The organism is Rahnella victoriana, from assembly GCF_004330295.1.
In the GTDB taxonomy this organism is placed as follows: Bacteria; Pseudomonadota; Gammaproteobacteria; order Enterobacterales; family Enterobacteriaceae; genus Rahnella; species Rahnella victoriana.
Map to the genome: position 1 here is coordinate 136724 of NZ_SJOJ01000014.1, position 16942 is coordinate 153665.

The 16942-nt window shown below is 55.6% G+C and carries 16 protein-coding genes; 14 read left to right on the forward strand and 2 right to left on the reverse strand.

Going from position 1 to position 16942, the window contains the following annotated elements; translation table 11 throughout:
• The 5 genes from hcr (at position 1) to EYY67_RS13685 (ending at position 6748) form a co-directional block, all read left to right on the forward strand.
• A complete protein-coding gene (hcr, locus tag EYY67_RS13665; protein WP_131693731.1) occupies positions 1 to 1014 on the forward strand; it encodes an NADH oxidoreductase in 1014 nt (337 codons plus the stop codon).
• A 178-nt stretch (positions 1015 to 1192) separates the two neighbouring features.
• On the forward strand, positions 1193 to 2917 hold the full coding sequence (poxB, locus tag EYY67_RS13670) for a ubiquinone-dependent pyruvate dehydrogenase (RefSeq protein WP_095922673.1): 1725 nt from the start codon (positions 1193 to 1195) through the stop codon (positions 2915 to 2917).
• An 86-nt stretch (positions 2918 to 3003) separates the two neighbouring features.
• Positions 3004 to 4017, forward strand: a complete 1014-nt coding sequence (gene ltaE / locus EYY67_RS13675) for a low-specificity L-threonine aldolase (RefSeq protein WP_131693732.1) — start codon at positions 3004 to 3006, stop codon at positions 4015 to 4017.
• 85 nt (positions 4018 to 4102) lie between these two features.
• Positions 4103 to 5557 carry a DUF2867 domain-containing protein gene (locus EYY67_RS13680; RefSeq protein WP_095922675.1) on the forward strand — a complete coding sequence of 485 codons (1455 nt, stop codon included), beginning with the start codon at positions 4103 to 4105 and terminating at the stop codon, positions 5555 to 5557.
• A gap of 156 nt (positions 5558 to 5713) precedes the next feature.
• Entirely contained in the window at positions 5714 to 6748 is a 1035-nt protein-coding gene (locus EYY67_RS13685; RefSeq protein ID WP_119822207.1) for an NAD-dependent epimerase/dehydratase family protein, read from the forward strand.
• A 22-nt stretch (positions 6749 to 6770) separates the two neighbouring features.
• Here EYY67_RS13685 and EYY67_RS13690 read toward each other — a convergent pair whose 3' ends face one another.
• Together EYY67_RS13690 and EYY67_RS13695 are read right to left on the reverse strand one after the other, a co-directional pair.
• Positions 6771 to 7619 carry an N-acetylmuramoyl-L-alanine amidase gene (locus EYY67_RS13690; RefSeq protein WP_131693733.1) on the reverse strand — a complete coding sequence of 283 codons (849 nt, stop codon included), beginning with the start codon at positions 7617 to 7619 and terminating at the stop codon, positions 6771 to 6773.
• Positions 7616 to 7942 (reverse strand): heavy metal-binding domain-containing protein, encoded by a 327-nt coding sequence (locus tag EYY67_RS13695; protein WP_013574757.1) that lies wholly within the window; start codon positions 7940 to 7942, stop codon positions 7616 to 7618. The genes EYY67_RS13690 and EYY67_RS13695 overlap by 4 nt, the downstream gene beginning before the upstream one ends.
• A 188-nt stretch (positions 7943 to 8130) precedes the next feature.
• Between EYY67_RS13695 and EYY67_RS13700 the strand changes: the two genes are divergently transcribed.
• The 9 genes from EYY67_RS13700 to sanA all read left to right on the forward strand — a co-directional run bounded on the left by EYY67_RS13700 (position 8131) and on the right by sanA (position 16851).
• Positions 8131 to 8712 carry a lipoprotein gene (locus EYY67_RS13700; RefSeq protein ID WP_131693734.1) on the forward strand — a complete coding sequence of 194 codons (582 nt, stop codon included), beginning with the start codon at positions 8131 to 8133 and terminating at the stop codon, positions 8710 to 8712.
• 210 nt (positions 8713 to 8922) lie between these two features.
• Entirely contained in the window at positions 8923 to 9651 is a 729-nt protein-coding gene (gene artP, locus EYY67_RS13705; RefSeq protein WP_095925169.1) for an arginine ABC transporter ATP-binding protein ArtP, read from the forward strand.
• A 47-nt stretch (positions 9652 to 9698) separates the two neighbouring features.
• Complete coding sequence (artJ, locus tag EYY67_RS13710) at positions 9699 to 10430, forward strand: arginine ABC transporter substrate-binding protein (protein WP_119822205.1); 732 nt, start codon at positions 9699 to 9701, stop codon at positions 10428 to 10430.
• A gap of 12 nt (positions 10431 to 10442) precedes the next feature.
• The gene (artQ, locus tag EYY67_RS13715) at positions 10443 to 11159 is read left to right on the forward strand and encodes an arginine ABC transporter permease ArtQ (RefSeq protein WP_095922680.1); all 717 of its coding nucleotides are present in this window, start codon (positions 10443 to 10445) and stop codon (positions 11157 to 11159) included.
• Positions 11159 to 11827 carry an arginine ABC transporter permease ArtM gene (gene artM, locus EYY67_RS13720; protein ID WP_095922681.1) on the forward strand — a complete coding sequence of 223 codons (669 nt, stop codon included), beginning with the start codon at positions 11159 to 11161 and terminating at the stop codon, positions 11825 to 11827. Before artQ ends, artM begins: the two co-directional genes overlap by 1 nt.
• A gap of 227 nt (positions 11828 to 12054) precedes the next feature.
• Positions 12055 to 12789 (forward strand): arginine ABC transporter substrate-binding protein, encoded by a 735-nt coding sequence (locus EYY67_RS13725; RefSeq protein WP_095922682.1) that lies wholly within the window; start codon positions 12055 to 12057, stop codon positions 12787 to 12789.
• Positions 12790 to 12962: 173 nt separating this feature from the next.
• A complete protein-coding gene (gene cdd / locus EYY67_RS13730) occupies positions 12963 to 13847 on the forward strand; it encodes a cytidine deaminase (RefSeq protein WP_095925170.1) in 885 nt (294 codons plus the stop codon).
• Between the two features lie 158 nt (positions 13848 to 14005).
• Positions 14006 to 15703, forward strand: coding sequence for an NAD-dependent malic enzyme (locus tag EYY67_RS13735; RefSeq protein WP_095922683.1), 1698 nt, complete (start codon positions 14006 to 14008; stop codon positions 15701 to 15703).
• A gap of 224 nt (positions 15704 to 15927) precedes the next feature.
• A complete protein-coding gene (sanA, locus tag EYY67_RS13740) occupies positions 15928 to 16851 on the forward strand; it encodes an outer membrane permeability protein SanA (protein WP_119822204.1) in 924 nt (307 codons plus the stop codon).
• Positions 16852 to 16942: the final 91 nt, after the last annotated feature.

The window sequence follows — 16942 nt, forward strand, 5'->3', positions numbered from 1 at the left end:
ATGAAATTTCCTTTATTTCCCGATCAGCCGACCGCGCTATGCCAGAATCGCATGCAGGTCTGTTCCGTTACGCAGGAAACACCGGATGTACGCACGCTGTCGCTGATGACTCACGATGTCTATCCGTATCGTCCCGGACAGTTTGCGCTGGTCAATATCGGCCAGAGTGGCGATGTGCAGCGCGCGTATACGCTCTCCTCCACGCCGGGAAAAAGCCGTTTTATTCAGCTGACGGTGCGCCGCATCGACGGTGGCACAGGTTCATCCTGGCTGACGGAGCAGGTGAAACCCGGTGATTATGTCTGGCTGAGTGATGCACAAGGGGAATTCACCTGCGACACCGAACAGCCGCTGTTATTGCTGGCGGCAGGCTGTGGTGTGACGCCGGTGATGTCGATCACGCGGGATGTGCTGGCACATCATCCGGCGCAAAGTGTGCAGGTGTTTTACAGTGTGCGCAGCCCGCAGGACATCATTTTTGCCGATGAATGGCAGCAACTGGCGGCCCAATATCCGCAACTGAACCTGACCATTCTGGCGGAAAAGGATGCCGCGCCGGGGCACATCGCCGGGCGTCTGAGCCAGGATTTACTGCAAAGTCAGGTCCCGGATATGCGTCAACGACGGGTGATGATTTGCGGCCCGGCGCCGTATATGCAACTGGCGGGAGACTGGGCGAAGGCGCTGGGCGCGGCGCAGGAGAATATCGTCAAAGAACAGTTTCAGGCAGCGGAGGCGGAAGTGTCTGCTGATCAGCAACTGACGCTGACCCGCCTGACACCGTTACAGCATTACCGCGTGCCGGTCGGTTCGACCCTGCTGGCCGCCATGGAGCAACACAAGCTACCGGTCACCGCGGCCTGCCGTGCGGGCGTCTGCGGCAGCTGTAAAACCCGGATACTTTCCGGTGATTATCAGACCACCAGCCGCATGACGCTGACCGACGAAGAGGTCGCTCAGGGTTATGTACTGGCCTGTAGCTGTCAGCTTCAGGGCGACGTCACCCTCGCCTGATCCCCGCCTTAACGCCCTGCCCGCACATGACTTTTTACAGTCTGCGCGGGCAGATTTACAAATCTTCACCTCCCTCACTCGCGTATTTTTGTATGGTTTAAGGCTGAACATTCAAGGATGTAATCAGTGGACTATGCTTAACGCAGTTATTTTTCAGCATCAGTGGAGGGATTCAGTAATGAAACAACAAAGCGTAGCAGCATATCTGGCGAAAACTCTCGAGGCAGCAGGCGTAAAAAGGATCTGGGGCGTCACCGGCGACTCCCTGAACGGGCTGAGCGACAGCCTGAACCGCATGGGCACCATCGAATGGCTGGGTACGCGCCATGAAGAAGTGGCTGCGTTTGCCGCCGGTGCCGAAGCGCAAATCACCGGTGAGCTGGCGGTCTGCGCCGGTTCCTGTGGTCCCGGCAACCTGCATCTGATCAACGGCCTGTTCGATTGCCATCGCAATCACGTGCCGGTTGTGGCGATTGCCGCCCATATTCCGTCGAGTGAAATCGGCAGCGGTTATTTTCAGGAAACCCATCCGACCGAATTATTCCGCGAATGCAGCCATTACTGCGAACTGATCAGCAATCCCGAGCAACTGCCGCAGGTGCTGGCGATCGCCATGCGCAAAGCCATTCTCAATCGTGGCGTGTCGGTGATTGTGCTGCCGGGCGATGTGGCGCTCAGGCCAGCGCCGGAAGACGCCAAAGTCAGCTGGTATCCGCCGGTGCTGCCGAAAGTCACCCCACAGCCCACGGAACTGGCGAAGCTGGCCGAACTGCTGAACGGCGCGACCAATATCACAATGATGTGTGGCAGCGGCTGCGCGGGCGCGCATGACGAAGTGATTAAGCTGGCTGAAACCCTGAAAGCGCCGGTCGTCCATGCCCTGCGCGGGAAAGAACATATCGAGTGGGACAATCCGTACAGCGTCGGCATGACCGGGCTGATCGGTTTTTCTTCCGGCTATCACGCCATGCTCAATGCCGACACCCTGATCCTGCTCGGTACGCAATTCCCGTATCGCGCCTTCTATCCGACCGATGCCAAAATCATTCAGATCGACATTAATCCGGGCAGCATCGGCGCGCATTGCCATGTGGATATGGCGCTGGTCGGCGACATCAAATCCACCCTGACCGCCCTTCTGCCGCAATTGCAGGTGAAAAATGAACGCAAGTTCCTCGACAAGGCGCTGAAGCATTACGAAGAAGCGCGCAAAGATCTCGACGGGCTGGCGACGCCGAACGACAAGCAGCCGATCCATCCGCAATATCTGGCGCAGCAGATCAGCCGCTTTGCCGCCGCCGATGCGATTTTCACCTGCGACGTCGGCACGCCGACCGTCTGGGCCTGCCGTTATCTGCAAATGAACGGTCAGCGCCGTCTGCTCGGCTCGTTTAACCACGGCTCAATGGCGAATGCCATGCCGCAGGCGATTGGCGCGCAAGCCATTGACCGCACGCGGCAGGTGGTCGCCCTGTGCGGTGACGGCGGATTCGCCATGCTGATGGGGGATTTCCTGACGCTGGCGCAGCAAAAGCTGCCGGTGAAAATCATCATTTTCAACAACAGTGTGCTGGGATTTGTGGCGATGGAAATGAAATCCGGCGGCTATCTCACGGACGGTACCGAGTTGAAAAACCCGGATTTCGCCGCCATTGCTGAAGCCGCAGGCATCAAAGGCATCCGCGTTGAAAAAGCCTCGGATATTGACACCGCCCTTCAGGATGCCTTCGCCTACGAAGGTCCGGTGCTGATCGATGCGATCACCGCCACCGAAGAACTGGCGATGCCGCCGCAGATCAAATTCGAGCAAGCCAAAGGCTTCAGCCTGTACATGCTGCGCGCAGTGATCAGCGGTCGTGGCGACGAAGTGGTTGAACTGGCAAAAACCAACTGGCTGCGATAACCCTGACAGGGCTATAGTGCATGATTAGGCGGGTAATTCTGTCTAATCATGCATTCACAACTACAACCCGAGAAGAGGAAGCCACGTTGATCGACTTACGCAGTGATACCGTAACCCGCCCCAGTGAAGCGATGCGTCAGGCCATGGCCCGCGCTGAAGTCGGCGATGATGTCTACGGCGATGACCCAACGGTAAATGCTTTGCAGGACATGGCCGCAAAGCTGTGCGGTAAAGAAGCAGCGCTGTTTTTACCGACCGGCACACAGGCCAACCTGGTGGCGTTGCTGACGCACTGCCAGCGTGGCGAAGAATATATTGTCGGCCAGAAAGCCCACAATTATATGTACGAAGCAGGCGGTGCGGCGGTCCTCGGCAGCATTCAGCCGCAGCCGCTGGATATGGACGCTGACGGTTCGATTCCGCTGGATAAAGTCGCCGCCGCCATCAAACCGGATGACATTCACTTCGCCCGTACCCGCCTGCTGAGTCTGGAAAATACCCACAGCGGCAAGGTGCTGCCGCTGGAATATCTGCAAAAGGCGTTTGCCTTCACCCGCGAAAAAGGGCTGGCGCTGCATATCGACGGTGCCCGCATTATGAATGCGGCCGTGGCACAGAACGTGGAACTGCGCGAGATCACGCAGTATTGCGACACGCTGACGATCTGCCTGTCGAAAGGTCTGGGCGCGCCGATTGGCTCCCTGCTGGTCGGCAGCAAAGAGTACATCCAGCGCGCGAACCGCTGGCGCAAAATGACCGGCGGCGGTATGCGCCAGTCCGGGATTCTGGCCGCAGCGGCAATTTACGCGCTGGAAAACAACGTGGCACGTCTGAAAGATGACCACGACAATGCGCAGTGGCTGGCGGAAGAACTGAGCAAGATCGGCGTCGAAATTGCCGCGCCGGGTGCTCAGACCAACGTGCTGTACATCAAACAGAGCGCAGAGCTGGCGGCTAAAATGGGGCCGTGGATGCTGGAGCGCGGTGTGATCATCAGCGCCGGTCCCCTGACCCGTGTGCTGACGCACATCAATATCAGCCGCGAAGATCTGCAAAAAGTCGTGGCGCTGTGGCAGGAATTCCTGCACCAGCACGCCTGACAGGCCGTCCGGTTCACGGCGATAACCTGCGGGCTATCGCCGTATTTTCTGCTTTATCTCCCTCACACTGACCGAGCAAATGGAAATGCCAATCACGACACACACTGGCCGGATCGTCGTTCTCGGCGCCAGCGGATATATCGGACAACATCTTACCGCGCATCTCAGCCAGCAAGGCTTTCAGGTGACAGCCGCCGCACGCCGGATCGAATGGTTACAGCAACAAAAATGGCCGAACGTCCGCTGCTGTTTCGCCGATGTGTATCAGAGTAAAACGCTGGCTGCCGCCTTTGAAGGCGCGGATGTGCTGGTGTATCTGGTTCACGCGATGGCCGAAGATGATGACTTGCTGGAAAAGGAACGGCAGGCCGCGCAACACACCCTGCTGGCGCTGAAAGAGTCCTCCATTAAGCACATTGTGTATCTCGGCTCGATGCAGCCGGAAGACAACCATTCGCCGCATTTGCAGGCGAGAAAACTGACCGGCGATTTGCTGCGCATGAGTGCCATCCCGGTGACAGAACTGCGCACCGGCATTGTGATTGGCGCGGGTTCTGCCGCGTTCGAAGTGATGCGTGACATGGTCTATAACCTGCCGGTGCTGACGCCGCCGCGCTGGGTCCGCTCAAAGTCCTCCCCCATTGCGCTGGAAAACCTGCTGAATTATTTGCAGGGGCTGGTGACACTGCCTGCCAGCGAAAATCAGATCCTGGAGGCCGCAGGACCGGAGTACATCAGCTATCAGACCCTGTTTGAACGCTTTATCGCCATGAGCGGCAAACGCCGCTGGCTGATCCCGGTTCCCCTGCCGACCTCCTTTGTTTCGGTGTATTTCCTCAGCCTGATCACCTCCGTGCCGACGTCGCTGGCGAAGGCGCTGATTCAGGGGCTGAATCACGATTTACCGGCTGACAGTGAGAAACTGCAAAGGCTGATCCCGCAGACCCTGATCCCTGTTGATGAGGCGATCCGCACGACACTGGAAAAAGAACAGCAGCAAATTATGGATTCACCGGACTGGGGCTACGATGCGGATGCCCGTGCGCGCTGGCGCCCCGGCTACGGTTATTACCCGAAACAAGCCGGTTTTACGCTGGAAACTTCAGCCACCAAAGCCTCACTCTGGAAAGTCATTCAGCAGCTGGGCGGCGCGGAGGGGTATTTCTATGCCAACGGCTTATGGAAAACGCGGGCGCGCATCGATGATTTACTTGGCGGCGGCGTAAAATACGGCCGGCCTGATCGCGACTTTCTGAAACCCGGCGATAAAATCGATGGCTGGAAAGTCATCGGGCTGAAACCGCAGCGAGAACTGGCGCTGTTATTCGGCATGAAAGCGCCGGGGCTGGGGCGCTTAACGTTCACCATTACCGATCATGGCGAGAGCCGCAGTCTGGATGTGCGCGCGTGGTGGCATCCCGCCGGGTTCAGCGGGCTGCTGTACTGGTTCAGTATGATGCCCGCTCATCAGTTTATTTTTCGTGGCATGGCAAAACGCATCGCCAGCCTTGCCCGGCAGAAAGACCGTTGCGGACGCTAGAAAGGGTCATTTAATCCGCTTTCGGACACAGCTTTCCCCCTTTCCCATTGCAACCCGCACAATTTCACGAAAGAATGGCACCCTTATTGCTGAGGGGTGCCAGAACTCTGACGCTGACAATATTTTTTCTCTATTTATGAAGGCATTGGCCTGTATATGAAGGTTTTGGTTACCGGTGCGAGTGGCGGCCCTGGACGTAACGCCGTTGAGTTTCTGCGAAATAAAGGCATCAAAGTCCGGGCGACAGGCCGTAACGCCGCCATGGGATCGCTTTTGCAGAAAATGGGCGCGGAATTTATTCACGCCGATCTCACCACGCTGGTCTCAGCACAGGCAAAAGCGTTGCTGGCAGATATCGACACCGTCTGGCACTGTTCGGGGCTGATGTCGCCGTGGGGCAGCGAACAGGAATTTGAACTGGCCAACGTGCGCGCCACGCGGCGTCTGGGCGAATGGTCGGCAGCTTATGGTGTCGAAAACTTCGTGCATATCTCCTCACCGGCCATCTATTTCGATTTCCACCATCACCGCGATATACAGGAAGATTTTCGTCCGCACCGTTTCGCTAACTCGTTTGCGCGCAGTAAAGCCGCCGGTGAGCAGGTGATCCACACGCTGGCACTGTCCAATCCGCAAACCCATTTCACCATCCTGCGGCCGCAGGGTATTTTCGGCCCGCACGATAACGTGCTGCTGCCGCGCCTGTTACAGATGCTGAAATACGGCGGCACGCTGATGTTGCCACGCGGCGGCGAAGCACTGGTCGATATGACGTACGTCGAGAACGCCGTACATGCAATGTGGCTGGCGACGCATTCTCAGTCCACCGAGTCCGGTCGCGCCTTCAACATTACCAATCAGCAGCCGCGCCCGCTGCGTACGCTGGTGCAGCAGCTGATGGAAAATCTGGATATCAAATACCGCATCCGCTCGGTGCCTTATCCGTTGCTGGATATGATGGCGCGGGGCATGGAGCGTATCAGCAAAAGCTCGCATAAAGAGCCGGTGCTGACGCATTACAGCGTGGCGAAACTGAATTTTGATCTCACGCTCGATACGCAGCGTGCGCAGAAAGAACTGGGCTATGTGCCAGTGATTTCGCTCGATCAGGGGATTATCCGCACCGCCGACTGGCTGCGCGATCACGGTAAACTTCAGGGGCTGCACGGTATCGGTCCGAAACGCGACTGACCGCCAGGGTCAGCCGCTGATTTCAGTCATTCTTATCCGGATACTGCACTAATAACGCCTGCGCGATGGCCTGCGTCTGGGCATCCGCATGACCGCGGTAATCACTCTGACGGAAATGCATCTGGAACGCGGCGATCACCCGCCGCTGCTGTTCCGGCGTCATGTCATCACTCACCGGATAGCCGTAGTCTTTCAGCAGCCCCAGTAATTGTGTCTGATCGACCGGTTGCTGCGGATTACGTCCCGCCAGAGAGTGATTCACCCGCGCCGTATCCGGCCACGCCCCAATCCCGCGTTCAGCCATTTCCTGCCACGGAAACAGCGGGCCGGGGTCATCCTTGCGCTGCGGGGCGATATCACTGTGTCCCACCACATTGCGCGGTTCAATCTGATATCGCGTGACAATCTCCTGACTCAGATTTGCCAGCAAATCGATTTGCGCAGGCGGGAACGGATAGAATTTTTTGCCGAGCAGATGCCTGCTGTAGCCTTTATTTTCCAGCTCAATGCCGACCGACGTGTCGTTGAGATTGGTGCGCCCGCGCCAGCCGCTGGCACCCGCATGCCAGGCGCGCCTATTTTCCGGCACCAGTTGCCACGCCACCGGTTTACCGTCTTCAAAGGGCGGTTGCGCCGGAATGAGGTAATGCGCGCTGACGTGTTCATCTGTAAGCGTATTTAATGCGTTGTTGAAATCTTCGGCGGTGTAATGGATCACCAGAAAACGGATCCGCTGATCCGCGCCCTGCGCCTGCCGTGCCGTTTCCAACCGGAACGGCGCGTCTTTGGCTTTTTCGCTGGCACCCTGACACCCCGCCAGCAACAGCAAGGCGGCGGCCAGTAAGCCGCATGACAGACGGCGGCACATCATTTGCGGTGTACGATCACTGCGGTGCCGGACACGCTGACCATCAGCATGCTGCTGTCTTTACCCACGGTTTCGTAATCGATGTCGATGCCGACAACCGCGTTGGCTCCGCGTTCTTTCGCCTGTTCTTCCAGCTCACGGAAAGCAATCTCACGCGCCTTGCGCAGCTCTTTTTCATAAGCGCCGGAACGTCCGCCGACGATATCGCGCACACCCGCGAAAAAATCACGGAAAATATTCGCGCCTAAAATCGCTTCGCCTGTCACCACGCCACAATATTCAGCAATGGTGAAACCTTCGAGGGTCGGGGTGGTTGAAATTTGCATGAGTATTCCTTATCAGTTGTCGTCCACGTTGAAGCGCAGCGTTCATCCACAGCATAAACCATGCGTGAGAGATCAAGGTATTGCCGGTGACTGTTTTTCTCTGCGCCATGCATTAAGCCAAATCGGTTTTATACTGTATGGTAAAGAAAGTCATGGTGAAAACGTTCAATCTTTCAGTAAGGAATACGATGAAAAAGAAAACTCTGCTCGCCGCAATCCCGTTTGTATTGATGTTAAATGCCTGCACCACGGTAGAACCTGCGTATAAGGATATCGGCAGCCGTACCGCACCGTGTGTCGACGGCGGCCCTGACAGCGTGGCTCAGCAATTCTATGATTTGCGCATTAAACAAGGCGGCAGCGGAATACCGAATGCCAGCCAGCTTGCGGCGTACCGTCCTTATCTGAGCACCGCGTTATATGACGCCCTGCTGAAAGCACGGTCACAACCGAAAGTGGATATTGCGGCTTCACCCAACGAAAAAACCGGTGCCGGCTCCGGCGATGGTGACATTTTCTCCAGCCTGTTTGACGGCCCGACGTCCGCCTCCGTTGACGACGCCTCCACCATTCCAAATACCGACGCCCGCAACATTCCTCTGCGCGTGACCTTCACGCATGAGAAAGACAAAGGCGCGTCAACCCGCTGGAAAGATGAAGTGCTGATGGTGCGGGAAGGCACATGCTGGACGGTCGATGACGTGCGGTATATGGCCAATCTCGATTTCGCTTCCAGCGGCACGCTGCGTCAGGTTTTAGAAAACCAGTAACCCGTTCAGCTTTCTAAAAACCCCACACGAAAATGTTGGTCAATGATGAATAACGCCATTGACCAACACCCCCGTCACAGTTAGTTAACAATATGTTGTGCTACACTTTGGCATTCCTGCGGCAACACATAATTTTTAAGCCGCGATCGTTGCATAACTATGCTGTGGAAGTTACCATCTGCGGCATCAATGGCTATTCACTATTTGCGCATGAGTATTCAACTTAATAGCATCAACTGCTTCTACGGCGTGCATCAGGCGCTTTTTGACATCCAGCTCGACTGCCCTGCCGGTGAAACTTTGGTTTTACTCGGGCCAAGTGGTGCAGGCAAAAGCTCCCTGTTACGTGTTCTGAACCTGCTGGAAATGCCGCGTTCAGGCACATTGCATATCGCCGGTAACACCTTCGATTTCACCCGCAAGCCGGATGAAAAAGCCGTTCGCGAACTGCGTCAGAACGTCGGCATGGTATTCCAGCAATACAACCTGTGGCCGCACCGCACCGTACTCGACAACTTACTGGAAGCCCCGATCCGTGTTCTGGGACTGACCAAAGATGTCGCGATGCAACGTGCCCAGAAACTGCTGACCCGTCTGCGCCTGACCGATTACGCCGATCGCTTTCCTTTACACCTTTCCGGTGGTCAGCAACAGCGTGTGGCGATTGCCCGTGCGCTGATGATGGAGCCTCAGGTTCTGCTGTTTGATGAACCGACCGCCGCGCTTGACCCGGAAATCACTGCCCAGATCGTCAGTATTATCCGCGAACTGGCGGGTACCGGGATTACACAGGTTATCGTGACCCACGAAGTGGAAGTGGCGCGTAAAACCGCCAGCCGCGTGGTGTACATGGAAAATGGCCGCATTGTTGAGCAAGGCGATGCCTCCATTTTCGCTCAGCCGCAAACCAAAGAGTTTGCCAGCTACCTTTCCCACTAAACTGTATTCTTATCAATACATTGATTGATGTTTCTACGGAGTTTGCGATGAAAAAATTAGTAATTGCCGCGGTTCTGGCCACCGTCAGTTTGTCAGCCAGCGCGGCTGATACCATCCGTTTCGCGATGGAAGCGTCTTATCCTCCGTTTGAGTTTGTCGACTCCAGCAACAAGATCCAGGGCTTCGACGTCGATCTGGCGAACGCCATGTGTAAAGAGATGCAGGCCACCTGTACCTTCACCAACCAGGCGTTTGACAGCCTGATCCCAAGCCTGAAATTCCGTCGTTTTGACGCGGTGATTTCCGGTATGGACATCACGCCGGAACGTCTCAAGCAAGTCGCTTTCACCAACCCGTACTACGACAACTCCGCTATTTTCATCGCCCATTCCGGTCAGTTCACTGACGTTGCGGCGCTGAAAGGCAAACGTGTCGGTATGCAGAACGGCACCACCCATCAGAAATACCTGATGGATAAGCACCCTGAAATCACTGCCGTGCCGTATGACAGCTATCAGAACGCCGTGCTGGATCTGAAAAATGGTCGTCTGGACGCGGTCTTCGGTGACACCGCCGTGGTGAACGAATGGCTGAAACAGAACAAAAATCTGGCCGCTGTCGGCGACAAAGTCACTGACCCGACGTATTTCGGTACCGGTCTGGGTGTTGCTGTTCGTCAGAACAACACTGAATTGCTGACTAAACTGAATGATGCGCTGGCAAAAGTGAAAGCTGACGGCACTTACAAGACGCTGTATTCAAAATGGTTCCAGCAATAAGTTTGCCTATCAATGACTGAATTCCAACCTTTAGCAAGCGCCGCCGGGATGACCGTCGGCCTTGCCGTTTGTGCGCTGATCCTCGGCCTGGTGCTGGCGATGATTTTCGCTGTCTGGGAATCCGCGCCGTGGAAGCCGCTTAGCTGGCTGGGCACCGCGTGGGTCACCGTGCTGCGCGGTCTGCCGGAAATTCTGGTGGTGCTGTTCATCTATTTTGGTTCCTCACAGCTGCTGATGGTGCTGGCCGATGGCTTCAGCATCAACCTCGGCCTGTTCGCCATCCCGATCAAGCTGCCGATTGAGAACTTCGAAGTCAGCCCGTTTGTGTGTGGTGTGATCGCCCTTTCCCTGCTGTATTCGGCTTACGCATCGCAGACCTTGCGCGGCGCACTGAAAGCCGTGCCGCAAGGCCAATGGGAATCCGGTCAGGTGCTGGGCATGAAAAAGTCGGCGATTTTCTTCCGTCTGATTATGCCGCAGATGTGGCGTCATGCATTACCGGGTCTGAGCAATCAGTGGCTGGTGCTGCTGAAAGACACCGCGCTGGTGTCGCTGATCAGTGTGAATGACCTGATGCTGCAAACCAAAAGCATCGCCACCCGTACGCAGGAACCCTTTACCTGGTATGTGATTGCGGCGGCTATTTATCTGCTTGTCACCCTGTTCAGCCAGTTCGTGATTAAACGCATCGAACTGCGTACTACCCGCTTTGAACGGAGTGCTTCCTGATGTGGGAATATTTACCTGAAGTCCTGAAAGGATTGCACACCAGCCTGACACTGACCGTGGCGGCGCTGATTGTCGCGCTGCTGCTGGCGATGATTTTCACCGTGATCCTCACGCTGAAAGTGCCGGTGGCCAGCCAGATCGTCAAAGGTTATATCACGCTGTTTACCGGCACGCCGTTGCTGGTACAAATCTTCCTGATTTACTACGGTCCGGGTCAGTTTCCGTCGATCCGTGAAATTCCGTGGTTATGGGAAGTGTTGTCTCAGCCGTGGCTTTGCGCGATGTTTGCGCTGGCACTGAACAGCGCGGCCTATACCACGCAGCTGTTTACCGGTGCGGTGCGCGCGATCCCGTCGGGCCAGTGGCAGTCGTGTAACGCGCTCGGCATGTCGAAACCGCAAACCCTGCGCATTTTGCTGCCGTATGCCTTTAAACGCGCGCTGTCGTCGTATTCCAACGAAGTGGTGCTGGTGTTCAAAAGTACTTCGCTGGCGTACACCATTACGTTGATGGACGTGATGGGTCACAGCCAGCTGATGTATGGCCGTACCTATGACGTCATGGTGTTTGGCGCGGCCGGTCTGGTTTATCTGTGCGTGAACGGCTTGCTGACCCTGATGATGCGTCTGATAGAACGTCGTGCGCTGGCGTTTGAACGTCGCAACTGATTCTCAGAGTCGAAACTGAAGGGACGAGAAATCGTCCCTTTTTTTATGCCGGTGAAAAACCTCCCCACTCACCTTCGTAATTTTTTAATCAAATTTATTGCATACAAATTCATTTAATGGCAACTTAACCGACAGGTTTCACTTCCTGCCAGTTACCCGATTACATCAATGAAATCAGTAAACTGAATCGCGAAGGGAATGTCATTTTTTGAACAGGAATGTATTGCATGAAAAAGCTCATCCTCGCTGCTCTCTTGTCTGCCACTGCGTTTGCTGCCACCGCCGCAGATACCATCCGTTTCGGCACTTCCGCCACTTATCCGCCGTTTGAATCCATCGGTGCTGATAACCAGATTATTGGTTTTGATATCGATCTGGCGAACGCCTTATGCAAGCAGATGCAGGAAACCTGTACCTTCACCAACCAGCCGTTTGACGGCCTGATCCCGGCACTGAAATTCCGTCGTTTCGACGTGATTATTTCCGGAATGGATATCACCGAAGAGCGCAGCAAACAGGTGACATTCACCCAGCCTTACTACGCCAATACCGCGATGATCATCGGGCCGAAAGGCAAATTCTCGTCGGTTGCGGATCTGAAAGGGAAACGTGTTGGTCTGGAAAACGGCACCACGCATCAGAAATACCTGATGGAAAAGCATCCTGAAATCACCACCGTCGGCTACGACAGCTACCAGAACGCGATTCTGGATCTGAAAAGTGGTCGTCTGGACGGGCTGTTAGGTGACACCGCCGTGCTGAATGGCTGGCTGAAATCCAACCCGAATCTCGGTGAAGTGGGCGAAGTGATTAAAGATCCGCAATACTTTGGTACCGGCGTCGGCATGGCAGTACGTCCTGATAATACGGCACTGCTGTCCAGGCTGAATGCGGCACTGGAAGGGATCAAAGCCAACGGCGAGTTTCAGAAGATCAATGACAAGTGGTTCCCGGCTCACTGATTCCGCGTCATCCTTTTTTGACAGCCGTCTGAAAAGGCGGCGTTTATGCGTGACATCTCCCAAATATGCAACGAAGCAGAACTTATTACATCGAAAAAGTGACATTCGTCACACTACGTTCATGTAATGACTTTTACACTGTTCAACCGTAATCACTGCGAGATCGAATGTTTATGCACGCACGTTTTCACACCGCCTTTGCGGCACTCCCTGAAAATTTATCCTCCGCGCTTGAGCCGTTTCTGCGTCATGATGACTTCCCGGCAATGCTCACCGCGGCTGACGTTGCGCAGGTAAAACAGGCGACCGGGCTGGACGATGACGCGCTGGCATTTGCCCTGTTGCCTCTGGCTGCGGCCTGTTCCGTTACGCCAATTTCTCATTTCAACGTCGGTGCAGTTGCACGCGGAATTTCCGGCAACCTTTATTTCGGTGCCAATATGGAATTCGCCGGTGCGCCGATGCAGCAAACCGTTCATGCCGAACAGTCCGCCGTGACTCACGCCTGGCTGCGCGGGGAAACCCGTCTGGCTTCCATCACCGTGAATTACACCCCGTGCGGACATTGTCGTCAGTTTATGAATGAACTGACCAGCGGCACCGCGCTGGATATCCATCTGCCCGATCGTGACGTGGCTACGCTGGGCGATTACCTGCCCCACTCCTTCGGCCCGAAGGATCTGGACATCACCACCCTGCTGATGGACAAAGTAGACCATGGCTACACACTGGAAAACGCAGACCCGCTGGCCCTGCTGGCGCTGGATGCCTGCAACCAGAGCCATGCGCCTTACAGTAAATCTCACAGCGGTGTGGCGCTGGAAACATCCAGTGGCAAACAGTTTGCTGGCCGTTATGCGGAAAACGCCGCGTTCAACCCGAGCCTGCCTCCGCTGCAGGCGGCGTTAATTCTGCTGAACATGTCCGGGGAAGATTGCCTGAACGTTCGCCGCGCCGTGCTGGTCGAGCAAACGGATGCGCTGATCACCCAAAACGATGCCACACGCGCCACCTTAAACGCGCTGGGCTGTGAAGATATCACCACGCTGACCTGCTGAAAACGTGAGCGGGTTAACACTAAAGACTTCGTTTCCGGAGTCTTTAGTTACATAACATTGTCATTACGTTTGTCATTTGAAATCCTTATTTCCTCTCTGTTACCCTTCAACGCGCCGAAATATAAAAAACACATTCTGAAAACCGGAAGAGTAAAACGATGGAACTTGAATACGAAAGTAAACGTCCCCTGTACATCCCGCATGCTGGTCCGATTCTGTTAGAGTTTCCGTTACTGAACAAAGGCAGTGCTTTTACTGAAGAAGAGCGCAGCAACTTTAACCTTCACGGTTTACTGCCGGAAGCGGTGGAAACCATTGAAGAGCAGGCCGACCGCGCCTACCGCCAGTTTCAAAATTTCAAAAACGACATCGATAAACACGTCTATCTGAGAAACATTCAGGATACCAACGAAACGCTGTTTTACCGTCTGCTGGACAGCCATCTCAGCGAAATGATGCCGGTGATTTATACGCCGACCGTCGGCGAAGCCTGTGAACACTTTTCTGATATTTATCGCCGCGCCCGTGGCCTGTTTATCTCCTACCCGAACCGCGCTCATATCGATGACATGCTGCAAAACGCCACCAAACAACACGTCAAAGTGGTGGTGGTGACCGACGGCGAACGCATCCTCGGCCTGGGCGATCAGGGCATCGGCGGCATGGGGATCCCGATTGGTAAACTTTCGCTGTATACCGCCTGTGGCGGCATCAGCCCGGCGTATACCCTGCCGGTGGTGCTGGATGCCGGTACCAACAATCCGCAATTACTGAATGACCCGCTGTACATGGGCTGGCGTCATCCGCGCATCACCGGCGAAGAATACGAAGCCTTCGTCGATCAGTTTATTCAGGCAGTGAAAATCCGCTGGCCGAATGTGCTGTTGCAATTTGAAGATTTCGCGCAGAAGAACGCCATGCCGATCCTCGAACGTTACCGTGATGAGCTGTGCTGCTTTAACGATGATATTCAGGGCACCGCGTCCGTGGCGCTGGGCAGCCTGATTGCCGCCAGCAAAGCCGCCGGTGGCAAGCTGAGTGATCAGACCGTCGCCTTCCTCGGTGCGGGTTCTGCCGGTTGTGGTATCGCCGAACAGATCGTGGCGCAGATGAAGTCTGAAGGTCTGAGCGAAGAAGAAGCCCGCGCCAAAGTCTTTATGGTGGATCGTTTTGGTCTGCTGACCGACAAACTGCCTAACCTGCTGGATTTCCAGAGCAAACTGGTGCAGAAAAGCAGCGCACTGGCAAGCTGGGGAATGGAAAGCGACAGCGTTTCCCTGCTGGATGTGGTGCGTAACGCCAAACCGACCGTGCTGATCGGTGTTTCCGGCCAGCCGGGCCTGTTCACCGAAGAAATCATCCGCGAGATGCACAAACACTGTGCGCGTCCGGTGGTGATGCCGCTGAGCAACCCGACATCCCGCGTGGAAGCGACACCTGCCGATATCCTTAACTGGACGGATGGCGCGGCGCTGGTGGCCACCGGCAGCCCGTTTGCACCGGTCAGCCACAAAGGCACGCTGTACCCTATCGCACAGTGCAATAACTCCTTCATCTTCCCGGGTATCGGGCTGGGGGTGATTGCCTCCGGTGCGACACGCGTGACCGACGGTATGCTGATGGCCGCGAGCCGGACGCTGGCAGAATGTTCCCCGCTGGCGACGGAAGGTAAAGGTTCATTGTTACCGGATGTGGACGACATTCAGGGCGTGTCCAAATGCATCGCGATGGCCGTCGGTAAAGCCGCGCAGTTGCAGGGCGTCGCCATGGTGACATCAGAAGACTCGCTGTCGAAAGCGATTGAGCACAACTTCTGGGCACCGCAATACCGCAGCTATAAGCGCACGTCTTTCTGATAATCGCCGGAAAAACAGTCAGACACTGATCGGGACCAATGCCTTGTGCATTGGTCTTTTTTTTCACTCAAATTGCAGCGCGTCGCGCAGATTCAAAAGTAATTCGCTGAAAAGTGCTGAAAAAACCCGCGAAACCGGTGGGTGCGGACGCCAACGTATTGCGAAGCCCGGAGAGGTAAAGTAGCCTTGGATCCGATTTCCATCTGGTCATAACAGGGATACCTATGATTAAGCGACTCATCGCTGGCGTTTTCGGCATCATTATTCTGATGCTGGCGGTCGCTATTGGGCTTGATCAGTGGATAAGCATACGCACCCAGCCTTACATTTATGACGAGGTGCAGACCCTGCCACACCGTCAGGTCGGCGTGGTGCTCGGCACCGCGAAGTATTACCGCACCGGCGTGATCAACCAGTATTACCTGTACCGCATTCAGGGTGCGATCAATGCCTACAACAGCGGTAAGGTGAAATACCTGCTGCTGAGTGGCGACAACGCGCAGCAAAGTTATAACGAGCCAAGCACCATGCGCCGCGACCTGATTGCCGCCGGTATCCCCGCCAGCGATATCGTGCTCGACTACGCCGGATTCCGCACGCTCGATTCCATCGTCAGAACCCGCAAAGTTTTCGACACCAACGATTTCATCATCATCACCCAGCGTTTCCACTGTGAGCGGGCGTTGTTTATCGCGCTGCATATGGGGATTCAGGCGCAATGTTTCGCCGTCCCTTCCCCGAAAAATATGCTCAGCGTGCGCAGCCGCGAGATCTTCGCCCGTCTGGGTGCGCTGACCGATTTGTACCTGCTCAAACGCGAACCCCGCTTCCTCGGCCCGCTGATCCCGATTCCTGCGGTACATACCATTCCTGACGATGCGCAGGGCTATCCGGCCGTCACGCCGGAACAACTGCTGGCGTTACAACAGCAACTGGAAGCCGAGAAGAAAGCCGCCATCGCCAAAGCCGCCGCTGAAAAAGCGGCAGCCGATAAAGCCGCTGCGGACAAAGCAGCCGCAGACGAAGCCGCCAGACTGAAAGCAGAACAGGAAGCCAACGACGCGGCACAGGATGAAACAGAAGATGTGGAACCTACCGCCAAACCCGAACCGGCGAAACCGGCAGGCAGAAATCCCTTCCAGCAGTGAAAACCCGATTGCTCCCTCCCCTGCGAAGGGGAGGGCTGGGGTGGGGTATTAAGGTCAAAAACAAGATTTAAAGTGTGCTTTGACAAAGCGT

Coding starts and splice junctions, on each gene's coding strand:
- hcr (WP_131693731.1), top strand. CDS start 1: ATGAAATTTCCTTTATTTCCCGATCAGCCGACCGCGCTATGCCAGAAT.
- poxB (WP_095922673.1), top strand. CDS start 1,193: ATGAAACAACAAAGCGTAGCAGCATATCTGGCGAAAACTCTCGAGGCA.
- EYY67_RS13680 (WP_095922675.1), top strand. CDS start 4,103: ATGCCAATCACGACACACACTGGCCGGATCGTCGTTCTCGGCGCCAGC.
- EYY67_RS13685 (WP_119822207.1), top strand. CDS start 5,714: ATGAAGGTTTTGGTTACCGGTGCGAGTGGCGGCCCTGGACGTAACGCC.
- EYY67_RS13690 (WP_131693733.1), bottom strand. CDS start 7,619: ATGATGTGCCGCCGTCTGTCATGCGGCTTACTGGCCGCCGCCTTGCTG.
- EYY67_RS13695 (WP_013574757.1), bottom strand. CDS start 7,942: ATGCAAATTTCAACCACCCCGACCCTCGAAGGTTTCACCATTGCTGAA.
- EYY67_RS13700 (WP_131693734.1), top strand. CDS start 8,131: ATGAAAAAGAAAACTCTGCTCGCCGCAATCCCGTTTGTATTGATGTTA.
- artP (WP_095925169.1), top strand. CDS start 8,923: ATGAGTATTCAACTTAATAGCATCAACTGCTTCTACGGCGTGCATCAG.
- artJ (WP_119822205.1), top strand. CDS start 9,699: ATGAAAAAATTAGTAATTGCCGCGGTTCTGGCCACCGTCAGTTTGTCA.
- artQ (WP_095922680.1), top strand. CDS start 10,443: ATGACTGAATTCCAACCTTTAGCAAGCGCCGCCGGGATGACCGTCGGC.
- artM (WP_095922681.1), top strand. CDS start 11,159: ATGTGGGAATATTTACCTGAAGTCCTGAAAGGATTGCACACCAGCCTG.
- EYY67_RS13725 (WP_095922682.1), top strand. CDS start 12,055: ATGAAAAAGCTCATCCTCGCTGCTCTCTTGTCTGCCACTGCGTTTGCT.
- cdd (WP_095925170.1), top strand. CDS start 12,963: ATGCACGCACGTTTTCACACCGCCTTTGCGGCACTCCCTGAAAATTTA.
- EYY67_RS13735 (WP_095922683.1), top strand. CDS start 14,006: ATGGAACTTGAATACGAAAGTAAACGTCCCCTGTACATCCCGCATGCT.
- sanA (WP_119822204.1), top strand. CDS start 15,928: ATGATTAAGCGACTCATCGCTGGCGTTTTCGGCATCATTATTCTGATG.